This window comes from Campylobacter sp. US42a (assembly GCF_004379055.1).
In the GTDB taxonomy this organism is placed as follows: Bacteria; Campylobacterota; Campylobacteria; order Campylobacterales; family Campylobacteraceae; genus Campylobacter_D; species Campylobacter_D jejuni.
Genome location: NZ_RYYK01000001.1, coordinates 110,024 through 126,651 on the forward strand (window position 1 = coordinate 110,024; position 16,628 = coordinate 126,651).

The 16,628-nt window shown below is 30.7% G+C and carries 16 protein-coding genes and 2 tRNA genes; 13 read left to right on the forward strand and 5 right to left on the reverse strand.

Annotated features, from left to right (window positions below):
* Positions 1–1,332, forward strand: a complete 1,332-nt coding sequence (locus ELQ10_RS00550; RefSeq protein WP_002871650.1) for an acetyl-CoA carboxylase biotin carboxylase subunit — start codon at positions 1–3, stop codon at positions 1,330–1,332.
* A gap of 36 nt (positions 1,333–1,368) precedes the next feature.
* On the opposite strand, the gene salC is transcribed toward ELQ10_RS00550, so the two are convergent.
* Positions 1,369–2,184 (reverse strand): peptidylprolyl isomerase SalC, encoded by an 816-nt coding sequence (salC, locus tag ELQ10_RS00555; protein WP_002889770.1) that lies wholly within the window; start codon positions 2,182–2,184, stop codon positions 1,369–1,371.
* A gap of 64 nt (positions 2,185–2,248) precedes the next feature.
* Between salC and gltX the strand changes: the two genes are divergently transcribed.
* The 4 genes from gltX to ELQ10_RS00575 are packed head-to-tail and all read left to right on the forward strand — an operon-like array spanning position 2,249 to position 6,177.
* Positions 2,249–3,640, forward strand: a complete 1,392-nt coding sequence (gene gltX, locus ELQ10_RS00560; RefSeq protein WP_002869091.1) for a glutamate--tRNA ligase — start codon at positions 2,249–2,251, stop codon at positions 3,638–3,640.
* A gap of 1 nt (position 3,641) precedes the next feature.
* Complete coding sequence (locus ELQ10_RS00565; RefSeq protein WP_134250037.1) at positions 3,642–4,877, forward strand: malic enzyme-like NAD(P)-binding protein; 1,236 nt, start codon at positions 3,642–3,644, stop codon at positions 4,875–4,877.
* Positions 4,874–5,500: a uracil phosphoribosyltransferase gene (gene upp, locus ELQ10_RS00570; protein ID WP_002831283.1), complete on the forward strand. Its 627-nt coding sequence runs from the start codon at positions 4,874–4,876 to the stop codon at positions 5,498–5,500. The genes ELQ10_RS00565 and upp overlap by 4 nt, the downstream gene beginning before the upstream one ends.
* 5 nt (positions 5,501–5,505) lie before the next feature.
* A complete protein-coding gene (locus ELQ10_RS00575; RefSeq protein ID WP_002876755.1) occupies positions 5,506–6,177 on the forward strand; it encodes a menaquinone biosynthetic enzyme MqnA/MqnD family protein in 672 nt (223 codons plus the stop codon).
* On the opposite strand, the gene ELQ10_RS00580 is transcribed toward ELQ10_RS00575, so the two are convergent.
* Positions 6,174–6,824, reverse strand: a complete 651-nt coding sequence (locus ELQ10_RS00580; RefSeq protein ID WP_002853664.1) for a TrkA family potassium uptake protein — start codon at positions 6,822–6,824, stop codon at positions 6,174–6,176. The genes ELQ10_RS00575 and ELQ10_RS00580 overlap by 4 nt on opposite strands.
* Positions 6,825–6,834: 10 nt before the next feature.
* A complete protein-coding gene (locus ELQ10_RS00585) occupies positions 6,835–8,178 on the reverse strand; it encodes a TrkH family potassium uptake protein (protein ID WP_002876757.1) in 1,344 nt (447 codons plus the stop codon).
* 141 nt (positions 8,179–8,319) lie between these two features.
* Here ELQ10_RS00585 and ELQ10_RS00590 point away from each other — a divergent pair.
* A tRNA-Phe gene (locus tag ELQ10_RS00590) sits at positions 8,320–8,395 on the forward strand.
* A 107-nt stretch (positions 8,396–8,502) separates the two neighbouring features.
* Here ELQ10_RS00590 and ELQ10_RS00595 read toward each other — a convergent pair.
* Both ELQ10_RS00595 and ELQ10_RS00600 read right to left on the reverse strand, forming a co-directional pair.
* Positions 8,503–8,579 (reverse strand) — tRNA-Ile (locus tag ELQ10_RS00595).
* 53 nt (positions 8,580–8,632) lie between these two features.
* The gene (locus ELQ10_RS00600; RefSeq protein WP_002876759.1) at positions 8,633–9,733 is read right to left on the reverse strand and encodes an FtsW/RodA/SpoVE family cell cycle protein; all 1,101 of its coding nucleotides are present in this window, start codon (positions 9,731–9,733) and stop codon (positions 8,633–8,635) included.
* A gap of 77 nt (positions 9,734–9,810) precedes the next feature.
* On the opposite strand from ELQ10_RS00600, the gene ELQ10_RS00605 reads away from it, so the two are divergent.
* The 7 genes from ELQ10_RS00605 (at position 9,811) to pyrH (ending at position 16,626) form a co-directional block, all read left to right on the forward strand.
* A complete protein-coding gene (locus ELQ10_RS00605) occupies positions 9,811–10,779 on the forward strand; it encodes an RluA family pseudouridine synthase (RefSeq protein WP_002856495.1) in 969 nt (322 codons plus the stop codon).
* Positions 10,724–11,959 (forward strand): fibronectin type III domain-containing protein, encoded by a 1,236-nt coding sequence (locus tag ELQ10_RS00610; RefSeq protein WP_075888381.1) that lies wholly within the window; start codon positions 10,724–10,726, stop codon positions 11,957–11,959. Before ELQ10_RS00605 ends, ELQ10_RS00610 begins: the two co-directional genes overlap by 56 nt.
* Positions 11,959–13,137, forward strand: a complete 1,179-nt coding sequence (trmB, locus tag ELQ10_RS00615; protein ID WP_002856145.1) for a tRNA (guanosine(46)-N7)-methyltransferase TrmB — start codon at positions 11,959–11,961, stop codon at positions 13,135–13,137. The genes ELQ10_RS00610 and trmB overlap by 1 nt, the downstream gene beginning before the upstream one ends.
* A gap of 69 nt (positions 13,138–13,206) precedes the next feature.
* Positions 13,207–13,872 carry an ABC transporter ATP-binding protein gene (locus ELQ10_RS00620; protein WP_002856386.1) on the forward strand — a complete coding sequence of 222 codons (666 nt, stop codon included), beginning with the start codon at positions 13,207–13,209 and terminating at the stop codon, positions 13,870–13,872.
* The gene (locus ELQ10_RS00625) at positions 13,859–14,665 is read left to right on the forward strand and encodes an FtsX-like permease family protein (protein WP_002853622.1); all 807 of its coding nucleotides are present in this window, start codon (positions 13,859–13,861) and stop codon (positions 14,663–14,665) included. The genes ELQ10_RS00620 and ELQ10_RS00625 overlap by 14 nt, the downstream gene beginning before the upstream one ends.
* Positions 14,662–15,855 carry a M23 family metallopeptidase gene (locus ELQ10_RS00630; RefSeq protein WP_002866266.1) on the forward strand — a complete coding sequence of 398 codons (1,194 nt, stop codon included), beginning with the start codon at positions 14,662–14,664 and terminating at the stop codon, positions 15,853–15,855. Before ELQ10_RS00625 ends, ELQ10_RS00630 begins: the two co-directional genes overlap by 4 nt.
* Before the next feature lie 51 nt (positions 15,856–15,906).
* Positions 15,907–16,626: a UMP kinase gene (gene pyrH / locus ELQ10_RS00635; RefSeq protein ID WP_002854049.1), complete on the forward strand. Its 720-nt coding sequence runs from the start codon at positions 15,907–15,909 to the stop codon at positions 16,624–16,626.
* Positions 16,627–16,628 lie beyond the last annotated feature (2 nt).

Sequence of the window (16,628 nt, forward strand, 5' to 3'; positions counted from 1 at the left end):
ATGGAAATTAAAAGCATATTAATTGCTAATCGTGGAGAAATAGCACTGCGTGCTTTAAGAACGATTAAAGAAATGGGTAAAAAAGCAATTTGTGTGTATTCTGAAGCAGATAAAGATGCTTTGTATTTAAAATACGCTGATGCAAGCATTTGTATAGGCAAAGCAAGAAGTTCTGAAAGCTATTTAAATATCCCAGCTATTATTACAGCAGCTGAAATTGCTGAAGCAGATGCGATTTTTCCAGGATACGGATTTTTAAGTGAAAATCAAAATTTTGTTGAAATTTGTGCTAAACATAACATCAAATTTATAGGTCCTTCTGTGGAAGCTATGAATTTAATGAGTGATAAATCAAAAGCAAAACAAGTCATGCAAAGAGCAGGCGTACCTGTGATCCCAGGAAGCGATGGGGCTTTGGCAGGAGCTGAAGCAGCTAAAAAACTTGCCAAAGAAATAGGTTATCCTGTGATTTTAAAAGCAGCTGCAGGTGGTGGTGGTCGTGGTATGCGTGTGGTTGAAAATGAAAAAGATCTTGAAAAAGCGTATTGGTCGGCTGAAAGCGAGGCTATGACAGCATTTGGCGATGGAACTATGTATATGGAAAAATACATACAAAATCCACGCCATATAGAAGTGCAGGTTATAGGAGATAGTTTTGGCAATGTGATTCATGTGGGCGAAAGAGATTGTTCTATGCAAAGACGCCATCAAAAACTTATAGAAGAATCCCCTGCGATTTTGCTTGATGAAAAAACACGCACTAGACTTCATGAAACTGCTATTAAGGCAGCTAAAGCTATAGGATATGAAGGTGCGGGAACTTTTGAGTTTTTGGTAGATAAAAATTTGGATTTTTATTTTATAGAAATGAATACGCGTTTGCAAGTTGAACACTGTGTAAGTGAAATGGTAAGTGAGATTGATATCATAGAACAAATGATTAAAGTAGCAGAAGGTTATGCTTTACCATCTCAAGAAAGTATTAAATTAAATGGGCATTCTATAGAATGTAGAATCACAGCTGAAGATTCCAAAACTTTCTTGCCAAGTCCAGGTAAGATTACTAAATACATTCCACCCGCAGGACGCAATGTCAGAATGGAAAGTCATTGTTATCAAGACTATAGCGTGCCTCCTTATTATGATTCTATGATAGGCAAACTTGTAGTTTGGGCAGAAGATCGTAATAAAGCTATTGCAAAAATGAAAGTAGCTTTAGATGAGTTGCTTATAAGTGGGATAAAAACAACCAAAGATTTTCATCTTTCTATGATGGAAAATCCTGATTTTATTAATAATAACTACGATACAAATTATCTTGCAAGACATTAAAATTTCCCTATTAAAGGGAAATTTTAATTGTAATTTTTATCTTAAATATTCTATATTGATTTTAGAGCGGAGTTTATCAAAATAATCCTGTATGAAATTTTGTCTTTGTTCGCTTACATAAGCGTTTAAAACTTCATTTTTAACTTGTTCATATTCAGGAGTTTGTGCCCCATCTTTGCTTTTAACTTCATAGAGTTCATAGCCATTTTTTCCATTTAAAATAGGGGAAAAGCCTCCAACAGGAATTTGTGATAAAAGCCCTAAAAGTCTTGGATCGGCATTACTTGTGTTTAAAGATGCATTTTGTGGTTTAAGGATTGTTTTTTTTGTATTTTTGATATTTTCTAAAGTTTGAGGATTGTTTGATAGATAAATATTTGCATTAATTTGTGTATAAAAAGTGAATTTATCTTTATTTTGTTCGAAAAATTTTTTTGCTCCATCATCACTAAAATCAGTTTTTGCCATACTTGCGATTTTTTCATAAAGCTTTCTTTTTTCTAAATCTTTTTTAAAATTTGCACGAAATTGTTCATAGCTTTGATTTTTGGATTTTAAATTTGCTTTGAAAGCATTTAAAGTCGTTTTGTTTTGAGCAAGCATTTTATTTATAGCATCATCAAGCTCTAGATCATTGACTACAATACCTAGTTGTTTCATTTGTGAAATTTCCATTTTTTCATTGATGAGTACGCCTAAAGCTTTATTTCTATCAATTTTAAGTGCTTTCATAGTTTGATCTATATCATAAGTTGTGATAGGCTCTTTATCTACAACTACAGCTATAGCATTAATGGTATTTGCACTAGCTAAACTTGCAAAAAATGCAAAACTTAATAAAATTTTTTTCATTTCAAACCTTTGTTTAAGTATAAATATCGCATTATATCAATAAAAATTTAAGAAAAGGCAAAAAATGCACGAAAAACTTACAACGCGTTTTGCTCCAAGCCCAACAGGGTATTTGCACATAGGTGGACTTAGAACAGCTCTTTATAATTATTTATACGCTAGAAAAAATGGTGGAAATTTTTTACTTCGTATCGAAGATACGGATTTAAAAAGAAATTCCAAAGAAGCTACTAAAGCAATTATCGAAGCTTTTAAATGGTGCGGTTTAGAACATGATGGAGAAGTAACTTACCAATCAGAGCGTTTTGATCTTTATAAAGAATATGTTAAAAAGCTTTTAGATGAAGGTAAAGCGTATTATTGTTATATGAGTAAAGAAGAATTAGAAGAATTGCGCGCCAAGCAAGAAGCTGCCAAAGAGCGCCCAAGATATGATGGAAGATATAGAGAATTTACAGGCACGCCACCTCAGGGTATAGAGCCTGTTGTGCGTATTAAAGCACCTCAAAGCGGTGAGATTGTTTTTGAAGATGGGGTTAAAGGCGAGGTGAGATTTAAAGCAGAGGATATAATGGATGATTTTATCATTGCAAGAAGTGATGGAACTCCAACTTATAATTTTACTGTTGTTATTGATGATGCTTTAATGGGGGTAAGTGATGTGATTCGCGGAGATGATCATCTTTCAAATACTCCTAAACAAATTGTGCTTTATGAGGCATTGGGTTTTAAAATTCCTAAATTTTTTCATGTGGCTATGATACATGGAGAAGATGGTAAAAAGCTTTCAAAAAGACATGGGGCAACTGATGTTATGGAATACAAAGAAATGGGAATTTTACCTCAAGCTTTGCTTAATTTTCTTGTGCGTTTAGGTTGGAGCCATGGTGATGATGAGGTTTTTTCATTAGAAGATTTGAAAAAACTTTTTGACCCTTATCATATTAATAAAAGCGCATCTTGTTATAATGCTAAAAAGCTTGAATGGCTTAACGCTCATTATATTAAAACTTTGCCTTTTGAAGAGATTAACCGTCAGCTTAAGGATCTTGGCTTTGATTTATCTGTTTGTGAAAAGGCAGGATTTTTACTTGATTTATTAAGAGAGCGTGCAAAAACCTTGCATGATATTATCAATGGTGCAAAAAGTATAGTTAATGCGCCGCAAAATTATGATGAAAATGCAGTACAAAAATTTATTAACAAAAATAATTTAGAATTGCTCCAAGCATTTGCTAATACACTTAAAGATCAAAAAACAGGTAAAGATTTTGAAGATTTTACAAATGATTTTTTAGAAAAAAAAGAAGCAAAGTTAAAAGATTTGGCTCAGCCTATACGCATAGCTTTAACAGGGAGTGCGGTAAGTCCTAGTATTTTTGAAGTATTAGAATTTTTAGAGGTTGATGAGTGCAAAAAAAGAATAGAAAATTTTTTAAAAGTTAGAGGAAAATAAAATGAATTTAAAAGAAGAAGCTTTAAAATACCATTTAGGTGGGAAAATTGATATTGTACCAAGTAAGCCAATGGCTACAAGCCATGATCTATCTTTGGCGTATAGCCCAGGAGTTGCAGAACCTTGCCTTGAAATCGCTAAAGATAATGAGCTTGCTTATACTTATACAAATAAGGCTAATTTAGTAGCTATAGTTAGTGATGGTTCTGCTGTTTTAGGACTTGGAAACATAGGAGCGCAGGCTTCAAAACCTGTTATGGAAGGTAAGGCTTGTTTGTTTAAAAAATTTGCAAATGTCAATGCTTATGATATAGAAATTGATGTTCATAGTGTGGAAGAGATTGTAAATTTTTGCAAGGCTTTGGCTCCGACTGTGGGCGGGATAAATTTAGAAGATATAGCTGCGCCAAAATGTTTTGAAATCGAAGCGGCTTTGCAAGATTTAGGAATTCCTGTAATGCATGATGATCAGCATGGAACGGCTATTATTTCAACTGCAGGGCTTATGAATGCTATGGAGATAAGCGGTAAAAAATTTAAAGACATTAAGGTGGTTGTAAGTGGCGCAGGTGCCGCAGGTATAGCAAGTGCTAAGATGTATAGAAATTTAGGGGTTGAAAATATTATTTTAGTAGATAGTAAAGGAGTGATTTCTAAAGATAGAAATGATTTAACTCCTCAAAAACTTGAATTTGCTGTTGATTCTAAGGAAAAGACTTTAAAAGAAGTTTTAAAAGGGGCTGATGTTTTCCTAGGGCTTAGTGCGCCAAAAATTCTTGATGATGAAATGGTTTTAAGCATGGCAAAAGATCCTGTGATTTTTGCTTTGGCAAATCCTATTCCTGAAGTGATGCCTGAAGATGTAGTTAGACTTAGAAAAGATGCGATTGTAGGAACAGGAAGAAGTGATTATGCTAATCAAATCAATAATGTTTTAGGTTTTCCTTTTATTTTCCGTGGGGCTTTAGATGTGCGTGCAAGTAAAATCACTGAAAATATGAAAGTAGCTGCTGCTAAAGCATTAGCAGATCTTGCAAAACTTCCTGTAAGTGATGCAGTTAAAAAAGCTTATAATTTAAGCACTTTAGAATTTGGAAGAGATTATGTTATACCAAAACCTTTTGATGAAAGAGTAAAAGCTGCAGTAAGTACAGCTGTAGCAGCAGCTGCGGTAAAAGATGGTGTGGCTAAGGTGAAAAATTTTGATGAGAAAGCTTATTTTGAAAGCTTAAAATGAAAAATATTCATTGTATCAATCATCCATTGATCGAACATAAATTAGGAATTTTAAGGGCTAAAGAGACAAAGCCCTTTCAATTTCGTATGTTAATCGATGAAATTTCATCTTTTTTGCTTTTTGAAGCGAGCAAAGATTTTTCTTTAAAAGAAATTGAAATTTCAACACCTATACAAAAAACTACAGTAAAAAAACTTGATGAAAAGATTATGATTTGTCCTATTTTAAGAGCTGCATTAGGAATGCTTGAAAGCGTTTTTAAGATGATTCCTGATGCAAGTGTTGGATTTTTGGGATTTGTGAGAAATGAAGAAACTTTAAAGGCGGATTTTTATTTTCAAAAACTTCCCAAAGATGCAAAAAAACGCACTGCTATTGTTATAGATCCTATGTTTGCTACAGGTGGGACTGCTATAGAGGCTTGTAATTTTTTAAAAAGCCAAGGAGTTAAAAAAATAAAATTTATATCCATACTTGCTGCTCCACAAGGTTTGAAAAAATTTAGCCAAATGCATGATGATGTAGAAGTTTTTGTGGCTTGTATTGATGAAGGTTTAAATGAAAAAGGTTATATTATCCCAGGGCTTGGAGATGCAGGAGATAGAGTGTTTAACACTCTTTAAGAGAGATGATTTTTGGAAAAATTGATTATATTAATCTTTTACCTTTACATATATATCTTAAGAAATATCCCCTACCTAATGGTTATAAAGCAAGTATGGAGTATAAAAAAGGAGTTCCAAGTAAGCTAAATAAAGATTTATTTTATAGAAGAATTGATGCAGCTATCATTTCAAGCATAGAAAGTGCTAGAAAAAAATATAAAAATTTAGATTTGGGTATTTGTGCTAATAAAAGAGTTTTAAGTGTTTTAGTAGAAAAAAATACATCAAATGCCAAAGATCCAAGTTCAGCAACTTCAAATGCTTTAGCTAAAGTATTAAAACAAGATGGAAAAGTAATTATAGGTGATAAGGCTTTAAAGCTTTATCTAAAAGATCCTTCTAGATATATCGATTTATGTGCAAAATGGCACGAAAAAACAGGATTGCCTTTTGTTTTTGCTAGATTTTCTTGTGTGCAAAAAAAAGCTTTATATAAACAAATTTTGAAAAAATTTCCAGAAACAAAGATTAAAATTCCTTATTATATACTGCAAAATTATGCCAAAACAAGGGATTTAGATATAAAAGATGTTAGATATTATTTAGATGAAGTTATATATCATAAAATTTCTACCAAAGAAAAAACAGCCTTAAAGCGTTTTGTAAAGGCTTGTAAGGCTTTAAATCTTGCTTAGTGTTCAAATTCTCTAAGCTCTTTAACTGTTCCAAGGAGTATTACAACATCTCCACTATAAACTGTCGTGGTTTCTAAATCAGGTAGTATTTCCCAGTCGCTATTTAATTTTTTATAAGAAATCACTTTCATATTTTGTGCTACATGTTTTAAAGAATTTCCTGCTAATTTTTCATCTATATTGATCTTAATAGCTCGTATAGTATTTGCTGAAAGATCAAAAACTTCATAATCAGCATCTTTAGTTAAAAATTCTTTTACTAGTCTTTTAGCACTTTCTTTTTCAGGATAAATAACCTTTGTTGCACCTAACTTAGAAAGAATTTGACCATGGATATTAGAGGTTGCTTTAGCAATGATATTTTTAACACCTATATCTTTAAGCGCCATAAGAGTAAGGATTGATTTTTCAACATTTTCTCCTATGCTAACAATAACAACTTCAACATCATGAAAGCCTGCTTCTTTTAGGGCTGAAATATTTGTAGAATCTAAAATATAAGCATAGCTTGGAGGATTTTGTATACTTTTTAAAGCTTCCTCATCTTTATCCGCAACGATAACAGTATGACCTCCAGCAATGAGTTCATCTGCTACAACTGAGCCAAATTTTCCAAGTCCTATGATTCCATAATTAAGATTTTTCACGATTTTACCTTTATAAATTAACCTTTCCTTCAGGGAATTTTAAATGAATAGCTTTGTCTTGTTTGAATACCGAGAGTAAAAAAGCAAAAACACCTATCCTACCACTTAGCATCATAATGATGATAATCACCTTGCTAGGATCACTAAACAAAGCGCATAAAGATAAAGTTCCACCATTTCCTACTGAAATTCCTACAGTTGCAAAAGCTGAAGAAGTTTCAAAAAGCAAGGCTATAAAATCAAATTTTGACTCTAGCAAGGAAAGCAAAATAACAGCTATTACTATATAAACAGCTGAACCTACAGCTATAATAAAAGCTTTAGATATAGTTTCTCTTGGAATTTCATGTCCAAAAATTCTAACTCTTCCATCGCGGATACTCCAATAAGCATAGAGCAATAAAACCATTACAGTTGTTACTTTCATACCCCCAGCTGTTCCACCTGGTGCACCACCAATAACCATAAACAATGATCCAAAAAATAAGCTTGCATCATGCAAATGTCCCATATCTAAGGTGTTAAATCCTGCTGTGCGGTAATTAATAGCGATAAAATATGAGCTTAAAATTTTATCGAAAAATGAAAAATGTCCTATAGTTTGAGGATTTGAGTATTCAAAAGCAAAAATAATAAGCGTTGAAGAGAAAATAAGAAAAATACTTGCAACAACAACCATTTTTGTATGTAGGCTTAAATTTTGCAATTTTTTTCTTTGAAAAAAGTATAATTCAACCAAAACAAAATATCCAAGCCCTCCAATAATAATCAAAGAAGTGATAATAAGATTAATTGCTATATCATGTTTATAAGCTATAAGCCCATGTTCAAATATAGTAAATCCAGAATTATTAAAAGCGCTAATAGAATGAAAAATTCCAAACCATAAAGCTTTTTTAAAATTCATTTCAAGGGCAAAACGCATGGTAAGAAGTATAGCACCTATCAATTCTATAGTAAAAATGAACAGCAAAACCTTTTTAAAAAATTTAAATAAACCATCCATTGATGGATAAAATAAAGACTCTTTTAGTAAATTTCTTGCACTAAAACCAACTTTTTTGCGTATGAGTATATAAACGAATAAACCTATACCCATATATCCCAAGCCTCCAATTTGCACCAAAGCTAAGATAATAATTTGCCCTGCTAAGGTAAAATCAACCGCAGTGTTCTTAACTACTAATCCTGTCATACTAACAGCAGATGTGCTTGTAAAAAAGGCATCCAAAAAATCAATAGGAGTTGTATGTGCCCAGCTTGAATGTAGTAATAAAGCCCCAAACAATGCAATAATAATATAACCAGCTAGTAAAATTTTAAAAGTTCGTCTATCTAGTCCAAATTGTTTCAAAAAATTTCCATTTGATAATGATCTAAAGCGGGTATTCTATCTTATTAAAACTTTAAGGGAAATAAAATTTTATTTTTGTATTTAAACTTAAATTAAAGAAAAAAAGATACAATTACATTTTTAATTTATCAAAATCATTGTGGTTGGATAGCTCAGTCGGTAGAGCAGCAGACTGAAAATCTGCGTGTCGGCAGTTCGATTCTGCCTCTAACCACCACTTTATCTTTCAGAAAATCACATCACATACTTTTTTATATAAGATTGAAATATTTAAAGAACTAAAAATTATTTTTTAAAGAAAGAGTCTATAGCTTATATGTAGAATGGTGGATTTAGCAGGACTCGAACCTGCGACCAACCGGTTATGAGCCGGTTGCTCTAACCAACTGAGCTATAAATCCGCCTAAGTTGAATTAAAAGATAAAATTATATCTTATTAATGCTTAAAAATATTTTATTTAGCCTTTATATCCGTCCAAAAATATCTAAAAGTGATTAAATGCTGTAAAATTCCAAAAAAAATCATAAAAATAGTAAAAGAACTTCCACCATAACTAAAAAAAGGCAAAGGGATCCCAACTACTGGTGCAAAACCTATAGTCATTGAAATATTTACTGCCGCATAAATAAAAATAAATAATGCAACACAATTAATAGCAACTCTAGCAAAATAATCATCTTTAAGTTTATAATTTAAACTAAGTAGATGAAAAATAAGTAAAATATAAAATATAATTAATGTCAATCCCCCAATAAATCCAAATCTTTCTATCATGTAAGCGAAAATAAAATCACTAGTTGAAATAGGTAAAAATTTAAAATGAGTTTGCGTAGCTTCATCTTGAGATTTTCCGGTTAAACCACCATTTCCAATAGCTATCATTGATTGGGCTACTTGATAACTTGGTTTTTCTGAAATAAAATCATGAATTCTTTGCTTTTGGTAGGGTTTTAAAAGATGTGTATAAATAATAGGAGAGCTAACACTTATAGCTATAACAATACTTAACCAAATTTTATAATGAATTCCCATGATAAAAAGCACTCCAAAACCAACAAGTAGTAAAACCATAGCACTTCCTAAATCAGGTTCTTTTGCAATTAGCAAAAAAGGCAAGATGATGTAAAAGCTAAGTTTGATGAATTGTTTAAGCTTGTATCCATTTTTTGGAGGAGGATTTTGATAAATAAGATAGGCAAGCATTAAAATAAAACTAGGTTTAAAAATTTCAGAAGGTTGTATAGTAAAGTGAGTAAAAGGAATTTCAAGCCATCTTTTAGCACCTAATTTTTCAACCCCAAAAATATCTACGCTTAGCAATAAAAAAATATTAATCCAATAAGCAACAGGAATAATCCAAATAAATTTCCTTATGGGAAAGAAGAAAAAAACCATAAAAGCAAACAATCCCACACAGGCATAAACAAACTGTTTTTCTGCTAAAAAAGGATTAGCTTCAAAGATTAAGAAAAATGAAATAAGAATTATGGGTAAAAATAAAATGGGTTGCATATAGTCAAAATGAGTTAAAATTCTTCTATCTAATCTAAACAAAATTTGCCTTCAGTTGGTAATATAAAGCTATAATTATAAACTAAAATTTTAAATTTATCAAAACTTCTAAGGAAAAAATGCAAACTTTTTTAGTAGATGAAAATTCAAGGCTTGATGTATTTTTGGCTAAAAAATTAAACCAAAGTCGCAATCAAGTTGCTTTACTTATAGAAAAAGATTGTGTACAGGTTAATGATAAAATTCAAGATAAAAATTCATTTAAGCTTAAAAATGGTGATATTATTTCTATTGCAAGTTTAAAGCTTTGCAATGAGATAAAACCTCAGTTTGAAGTGGATTTTGATATTGATGTGTTATACGAAGATGAAGACTTGCTTGTTTTAAATAAACCTTCAAATTTAGTCGTTCATGGAGCAAGTAGCGTTAAAAATGCCACTTTGGTGGATTGGTTAATAGAAAAAAAATATACTTTATCAAATTTAGGAGGAGAGATAAGAGCTGGTCTTGTCCATAGATTAGATAAAGATACAAGCGGAGCTATACTGATAGCGAAAAATAATTTCACCCATCAAAAATTAAGCGAACAGCTTGCAGATAAAAGCATGGGAAGAATTTACCTTGCGTTAATTGATTTGCCACTAAAAGAAGATAAAATTATAGTAGAAAAATTTTTAATGCGTTCGCCTTCTAATGCTATTAAAAAAATAGCCATAGATAAGGAAAATAAATTCAGTAAAAACGCAAAATCAGCTTTTATAAATATAGTAAAAACTGAAAATTTAACTTTGATGGCTGCTAAGCTTTTTACAGGAAGAACTCATCAAATTAGAGCGCATTTGGCTAGTTTAAATCGCCATATTTTAGGTGATAGTTTGTATGGTTATAAGGGTAAGTATGATTGTAGGATAATGTTGCATGCTTATTTTTTGTATTTTATCCATCCAAAAACCAAAGAGCAAATTTTTGTTAAAGCACCTTTGATGGAAGATTTTAAAAATATTATGTTTAAACAAATTAATTTAGGAGAGAATGATGAAAAGATTTCGCTTGGGTTTTTACTTGAGTTTTTTAACTCTTTTGCTTAGCGCTTGTAGTGTTTCGCAAATGAATTCGCTAGCTTCAAGTAAAGAGCCTGCTGTAAATGAAAGCTTGCCAAAGGTTGAAAGTTTAAAAAGTCTTAGCGATATGAGTAATATTGCTTTTGAATGGGAGCCTTTATATAATGAAAATATTAAAGGATTTTATTTATATCGTTCTAGTGATGAAAATCCTGATTTTAAACTTGTAGGCACTATTAAAGATAAGTTTCAAACTCATTATGTAGATACTAAATTAGAGCCTGGTACTAAGTATCGTTATATGATGAAAAGCTTTAATGAGCAAGGACAAATTTCAGAAGATGGCAAGGTTATAGAAGTGAGCACAGCTCCAAGACTTGAAGCTGTTCCTTTTGTTCAAGCTGTGACTAATTTGCCTAATCGTATTAAACTTATTTGGCGTCCGCATCCTGATTTTAGAGTTGATTCTTATATTATTGAAAGAACTAAAGGTGATGATAAAGAATTTAAAAAAATTGCAGAAGTAAAAAATCGTTTAAACGCTGAATACATCGATAGTGATTTAAAACCTAATGAAAATTCAAGCTATAGAATCATTGCTGTGAGTTTTAATGGGATAAAGAGTGAACCAAGTCAAGTTGTAAGTTCTACAAGCAAGGCTTTGCCTCCTCAAGTTGAGCATTTAAGTGCTAGCACAGATGGTTCTAATAAAATCATTTTAACTTGGGATGCTCCTACATATGAAGATTTTTCTTATTATAAAGTTTATTCTACAAGCTCAAGCTTCCTTCCTTTTAGTGTTTTGGCAAAGACTGATAAAAATTCTTATGAGGATATAGTAGAAGGAGCAGGTAAAAGCAAGTATTATAAAGTAACAATGGTGGATAAAGATGGTCTTGAAAGTCCTATGCCAAAAGATGGTGTAGAAGGTAAAACTTTAGGTAACCCTTTGGCTCCTAGTATTATTTTGGCTCAAAGCACAAGCGAAGGGATAAATTTAGAATGGAGCGATAATGATACTAGAGCTGTTGAGTATGAAGTAAGACGCTATGGCGGGGAGCAAAATGCTGTTTTTAAAGGCATTAAAGAAAAGCGATTAAAAGATGTAAAAGCTTTACCAGGGGTGGAATATAGTTATGAAGTTATTGCTATTGATTCGGCTGGGCTTCGTTCAGAACCTTCAAGCAAAGTTAAGGCAGCTCAGTAGTGCCAAATTTTAAAAGCAAAAAGATCAAAGAAATAAATCTACCTTATAGCAAGGATGATGTTGAATTTCTTTGGCTTGCTAAGAATGATAATGTTAGTCTTATTTATACAAAGGTTCAAGAAGAGAGTTTCTTTCTGCAGATTAAAAAAGCACAAAATGGTTTTGTGATTAAAGGCGATAAACATACAAAACCTTCTAAAATAGGTTATTTGCAAAAGGCTTTAAAAATCTTTAAAGAAGGTTTTTGTGAGGATATTATCAATGAAGCTTTTGGACTTAAAAACAATGCTTTAATTGAAAAAACACCATTTATCGTTGATAATTTTGATGAGCTTTTGTCTAAGCTTCAAGGTAAAATTTATATAGAAATAGGCTTTGGATCAGGAAGACATTTGCTTTATCAAGCAAAAGAAAATCCAAATGTTTTAATTTTAGGGGTGGAAATTTACAACCCAGCTTTAACTCAAGTAGCTAAACTTGCTAAAGTGCAAAATGTAAATAATATTTTGCTAATCCAAAGTGATGCGAGATTGTTATTGAGTGTATTAAAATCAAAATCAGTTGAAAAGATTTTTCTACATTTTCCTGTTCCTTGGGATAAAAAGCCTCATAGGCGAGTTATTGGGAAAGATTTTTGCAAAGAATGTGCTAGGGTTTTAACCCAAAATGGTCGTTTTGAGCTTAGAACAGATAGTTTTGAGTATTTTAATTTTACTCTAGAACAATTTTTGACTTTTCCTGCTCCAAAATTTAGTCTTAGAAAAAATGAAAATTTAGAAATTTCAAGCAAATATGAAGATAGATGGAAAAAGCAAGAAAAAAATATATATGATCTTTGGGTGTGGAATTTTAACCAAGAGTGTAAAAACTATGAGTTAAATGAATTTAATCTCTCATCGGTTGAATTTTCTAAAGAGGATTTGAAAAAAATAGAGCAGAATTTTAAAAATATTACTATAAAAAAAGATGATTTTTTCTTGCATTTTGAAAGCATCTATAAACAAGATGAGAATTTGCTTTTAAAGGTTGCTTTTGGAGCTTTTAATAAGCCTGAACATTGTTATTTACATCTTGATAAAACGATTGATTTTGTTTTTAAAGAACCATTTAAAATTCAAGAAAATATTAAAGCGATAAATGAATTAAAAGAAATTTTAAAAGTTCAGTTTAAAATATAATTTTTCTTGAAAATTAAGCAAAAATAAAGCATAATTTAAAAATTTAAAAAGGGAAATTAAGGAAAAAGGATGCCTAATTTAATCCAAGCAAATAAACTTACTTTAGGTTATGATGAATTAGTTATTAAAGAAGCGAGTTTTGCTTTTAAGGATGATGATTTTGTTTTTATTACGGGTAAAAGTGGGAGTGGTAAGAGTACGCTTTTAAAGTCTTTTTATGGAGATTTAGAACCTATTTCTGGTAAGCTTGAAGTATGTGGATCTTTGATGAATAAAATTGGAAATTTAGAACTTTTAAAATTGCGTCAAAGAATAGGGATTATTTTTCAAGATTATAAACTTGTACAAGAATATAGTGTTGAAAAAAATGTTATGTTGCCTTTAATGATTAAAGGTTATAGCAAAAAAGTATGCCATGATCAAGCTGCTAAGCTTTTAAAGCATGTAAATTTAACTTTTAAAGCAGATAAATTGCCTAATCAACTTAGCGGTGGTGAGCAACAACGCGTCGCTATGGCTAGGGCTTTAGCTCATAATCCAAAGCTTTTGCTTTGCGATGAGCCAACGGGAAATTTGGACGAGTATTCTTCTGATATTATATGGACTCTTTTAAAATCTGCTAGAGAGCTTTTAGGAACTTGTGTTATAGTGGTAACACATAGAATTCCTAGTAATTTAAGAGTGGATTATCGTCGTTTTAATATAGAAAATGGAAAAATGAATGAAATTTTTTAAAACACATTTATCTTTAATTTTACCTTTACTTTTTATGATGTTTGCTTTTGAATTTATTTTGATTACAAATGCAACTTTAAAGCATTATGAAGAACTTGTTAATAAAGATTATAATATTATAGTTGTCAGCAAAACTGAACTTGATCAGAATGTAGTAAAAACAAAAGTACCATTTTTTGCTGGACTTGAATCTTTAGATCCTAAGGATTTAATCGATCGTTTGAAAAATGATGTTTCTGAAAAGAATTTGAAAGTTTTAAAAGATTCTCTGCCAAAATTTTATACTTTAAAATTAAATTCTTTACCCGATCAAAATGAACTAAATTCGATTAAAAATCAACTTTTAAATATTGTAGGTGTTAGTAAGGTTGAAACTTTTTCCAAAACCCATGATAAGATATACTCTTTGCTTATTTTGATGAAATTTGTTTTTTGGTTATTTTTGTTTATCATTATTTTACTTGCCTTTGTTTTGTTTTTAAAACAGATGAGAATTTGGCTTTATGAACATACCGATCGTATTGAAATTATGTGTTTATTTGGAGCTCCGTTTTGGTTTAGATCTTTTATGCTTTATAAGGTGGTTGTGGTTGATTGTTTTATTGCTTTTGTTATTTTACTTGCCTTTTTTACCCAAATTTTTGATCTTTCTATTATCCAAGAAAGTTTAAAGGCTGTAGATATTATTTTTCCACCTATTAATTTTATTTTACATTTGACTTTAATTTTTTTAGCTACTTTGTTTATTTGCTTGTTGTGTGTAAATACGGTTATGTTTAAGGTTAAAAGATGAGAAAAAATATTCTTATCTTTTTTTGTTTTTTTTTGTTTGTTGATATAAGTTTAGCAAACGCTATAAATGAAAAAACAAAAAGTTTAGAAGAAAATAAACGCATACAAGAACAGTTAAATAAAAAACTTGAAGATTTGGCTAGCGACATTTTAAATGGTGAAAAAAGTTTGAAAGATCTAAGTTTGCAAATTGAAAGCTTAAATTCACAAACTTCTAAGCTTGAAGCAAGTGCTAAGGCTCAAAATCAAGAGTTAAACACCCTTACAAGCCAAAATGAAGATTTGCTTAAAAGTAAATCAAATATGGAAGGTAAGCTTATATCTTTAATGGCCAAAGATTTTGCTTATGATTTACCTATCCCTCAAGGCTATATTGAAAGTGAAGAAAGTTTTATGGCTTTTGAAATTTTAGGAAGTTTAAACAAAGTTTTAAATGAAGAAATTTTTAAAATTTCTAAAGATTATGAGGGAGTAAGCAGGCTTATTGATGATAAACAAGCTCAGATTAATAAAATTAATGAAAGTCTTAAGGATTACAACGCTCAATTAGCCAAGCTTCAAAGTTTAAAACAAAAACAAATTAGCGAAATTAATAAACAAAAAACAGATCGAGCTATATATGCAAAAAAACTCGATGATTTGCAAGCTCAGCAAGAAGAGCTTAGAAAAACATTAAATCAATTAAAAATTATTAATGATAAAGAAGATGCAAATTCAAACAAAAATGATACTAAAATAGTAAAAAATAATCAAAAAATAAGACAATTAGGTTCAAGCTATCAAGGAAGTTCAGTCAAGCGTTACACAGGAAAAAAAACCATAGCTCCATTGGATTCTTTTACTGTGAAGCAAAAATTTGGAAATTATGTTGATCCTGTTTACAATCTTAAAATTTTTAACGAGAATGTAGTTTTAAGAAGCAATAAAAGCGATGCAGTTGTTAAAAATGTGCTAGATGGAAAAATAGTCTTTGCCAAAGATACTAGTATGTTAGCTCGAGTTGTTATTGTTGAACATGATAATGGCATACATACAATATACGCACATTTAGATAAGATTGCTCCTAATATTAAAGTTGGTAAGAATATTAAAAAAGGTGCCGTAGTGGGTAGAATAAAAAATGATCTTACTTTTGAAGTAACTCAAAAAAATTTTCATATCAATCCTTTGGAACTCATTAGCTTAAATTAGCTAAATTTAATGGAATTTAAAATATAATTTCAAGTTAAATAAGGAGAAATAATGCAAGAGAGAAAAAGAGTTTTAGTAAAATTTTCAGGAGAGGCTTTAGCAGGTGAAAATGGCTTTGGTATAGAAAATTCTATTTTAAAATTCATAGCTTCAGAGATTAAAGAACTTATAAAAAATCAAATAGAAGTAGGTATAGTTATAGGCGGTGGTAATATTATTCGCGGAGTAAGTGCTGCTAAGGGCGGATTGATTAAAAGGACAAGTGGAGATCATATGGGAATGCTTGCTACGGTTATCAATGCTATTGCTATACAAGAAGCTTTGGAAAGCTCTGGACTTGAAGTTAGGGTTCAAAGTGCCATTCAGATGGAAGCATTTTGTGAAACTTATATTATGAGAAGAGCACAAAGACACTTAGAAAAGGGTCGTGTTGTGGTTTTTGCTGCAGGTACTGGAAACCCTTATTTTACTACGGATACAACAGCTATTTTAAGAGCTGTGGAAATTGATGCAGATATGGTAATAAAAGCTACAAAAGTTAATGGAGTTTATGATAAAGATCCAAAACAATTTGATGATGCAGTATTTTTAAATACTTTAAGTTATGATGAGGCTATGCAAGATAATATTAAAGTGATGGATGATACAGCTATAGCTTTAGCTAAAGATAACAAACTTCCTATTGTGGTTTGTAATATGTTTGAAGAGGGTAATTTACTTAAAATCATACAAGGTGATACTAGCCTTTGTTCAATCGTTAAAAATAATTAAGG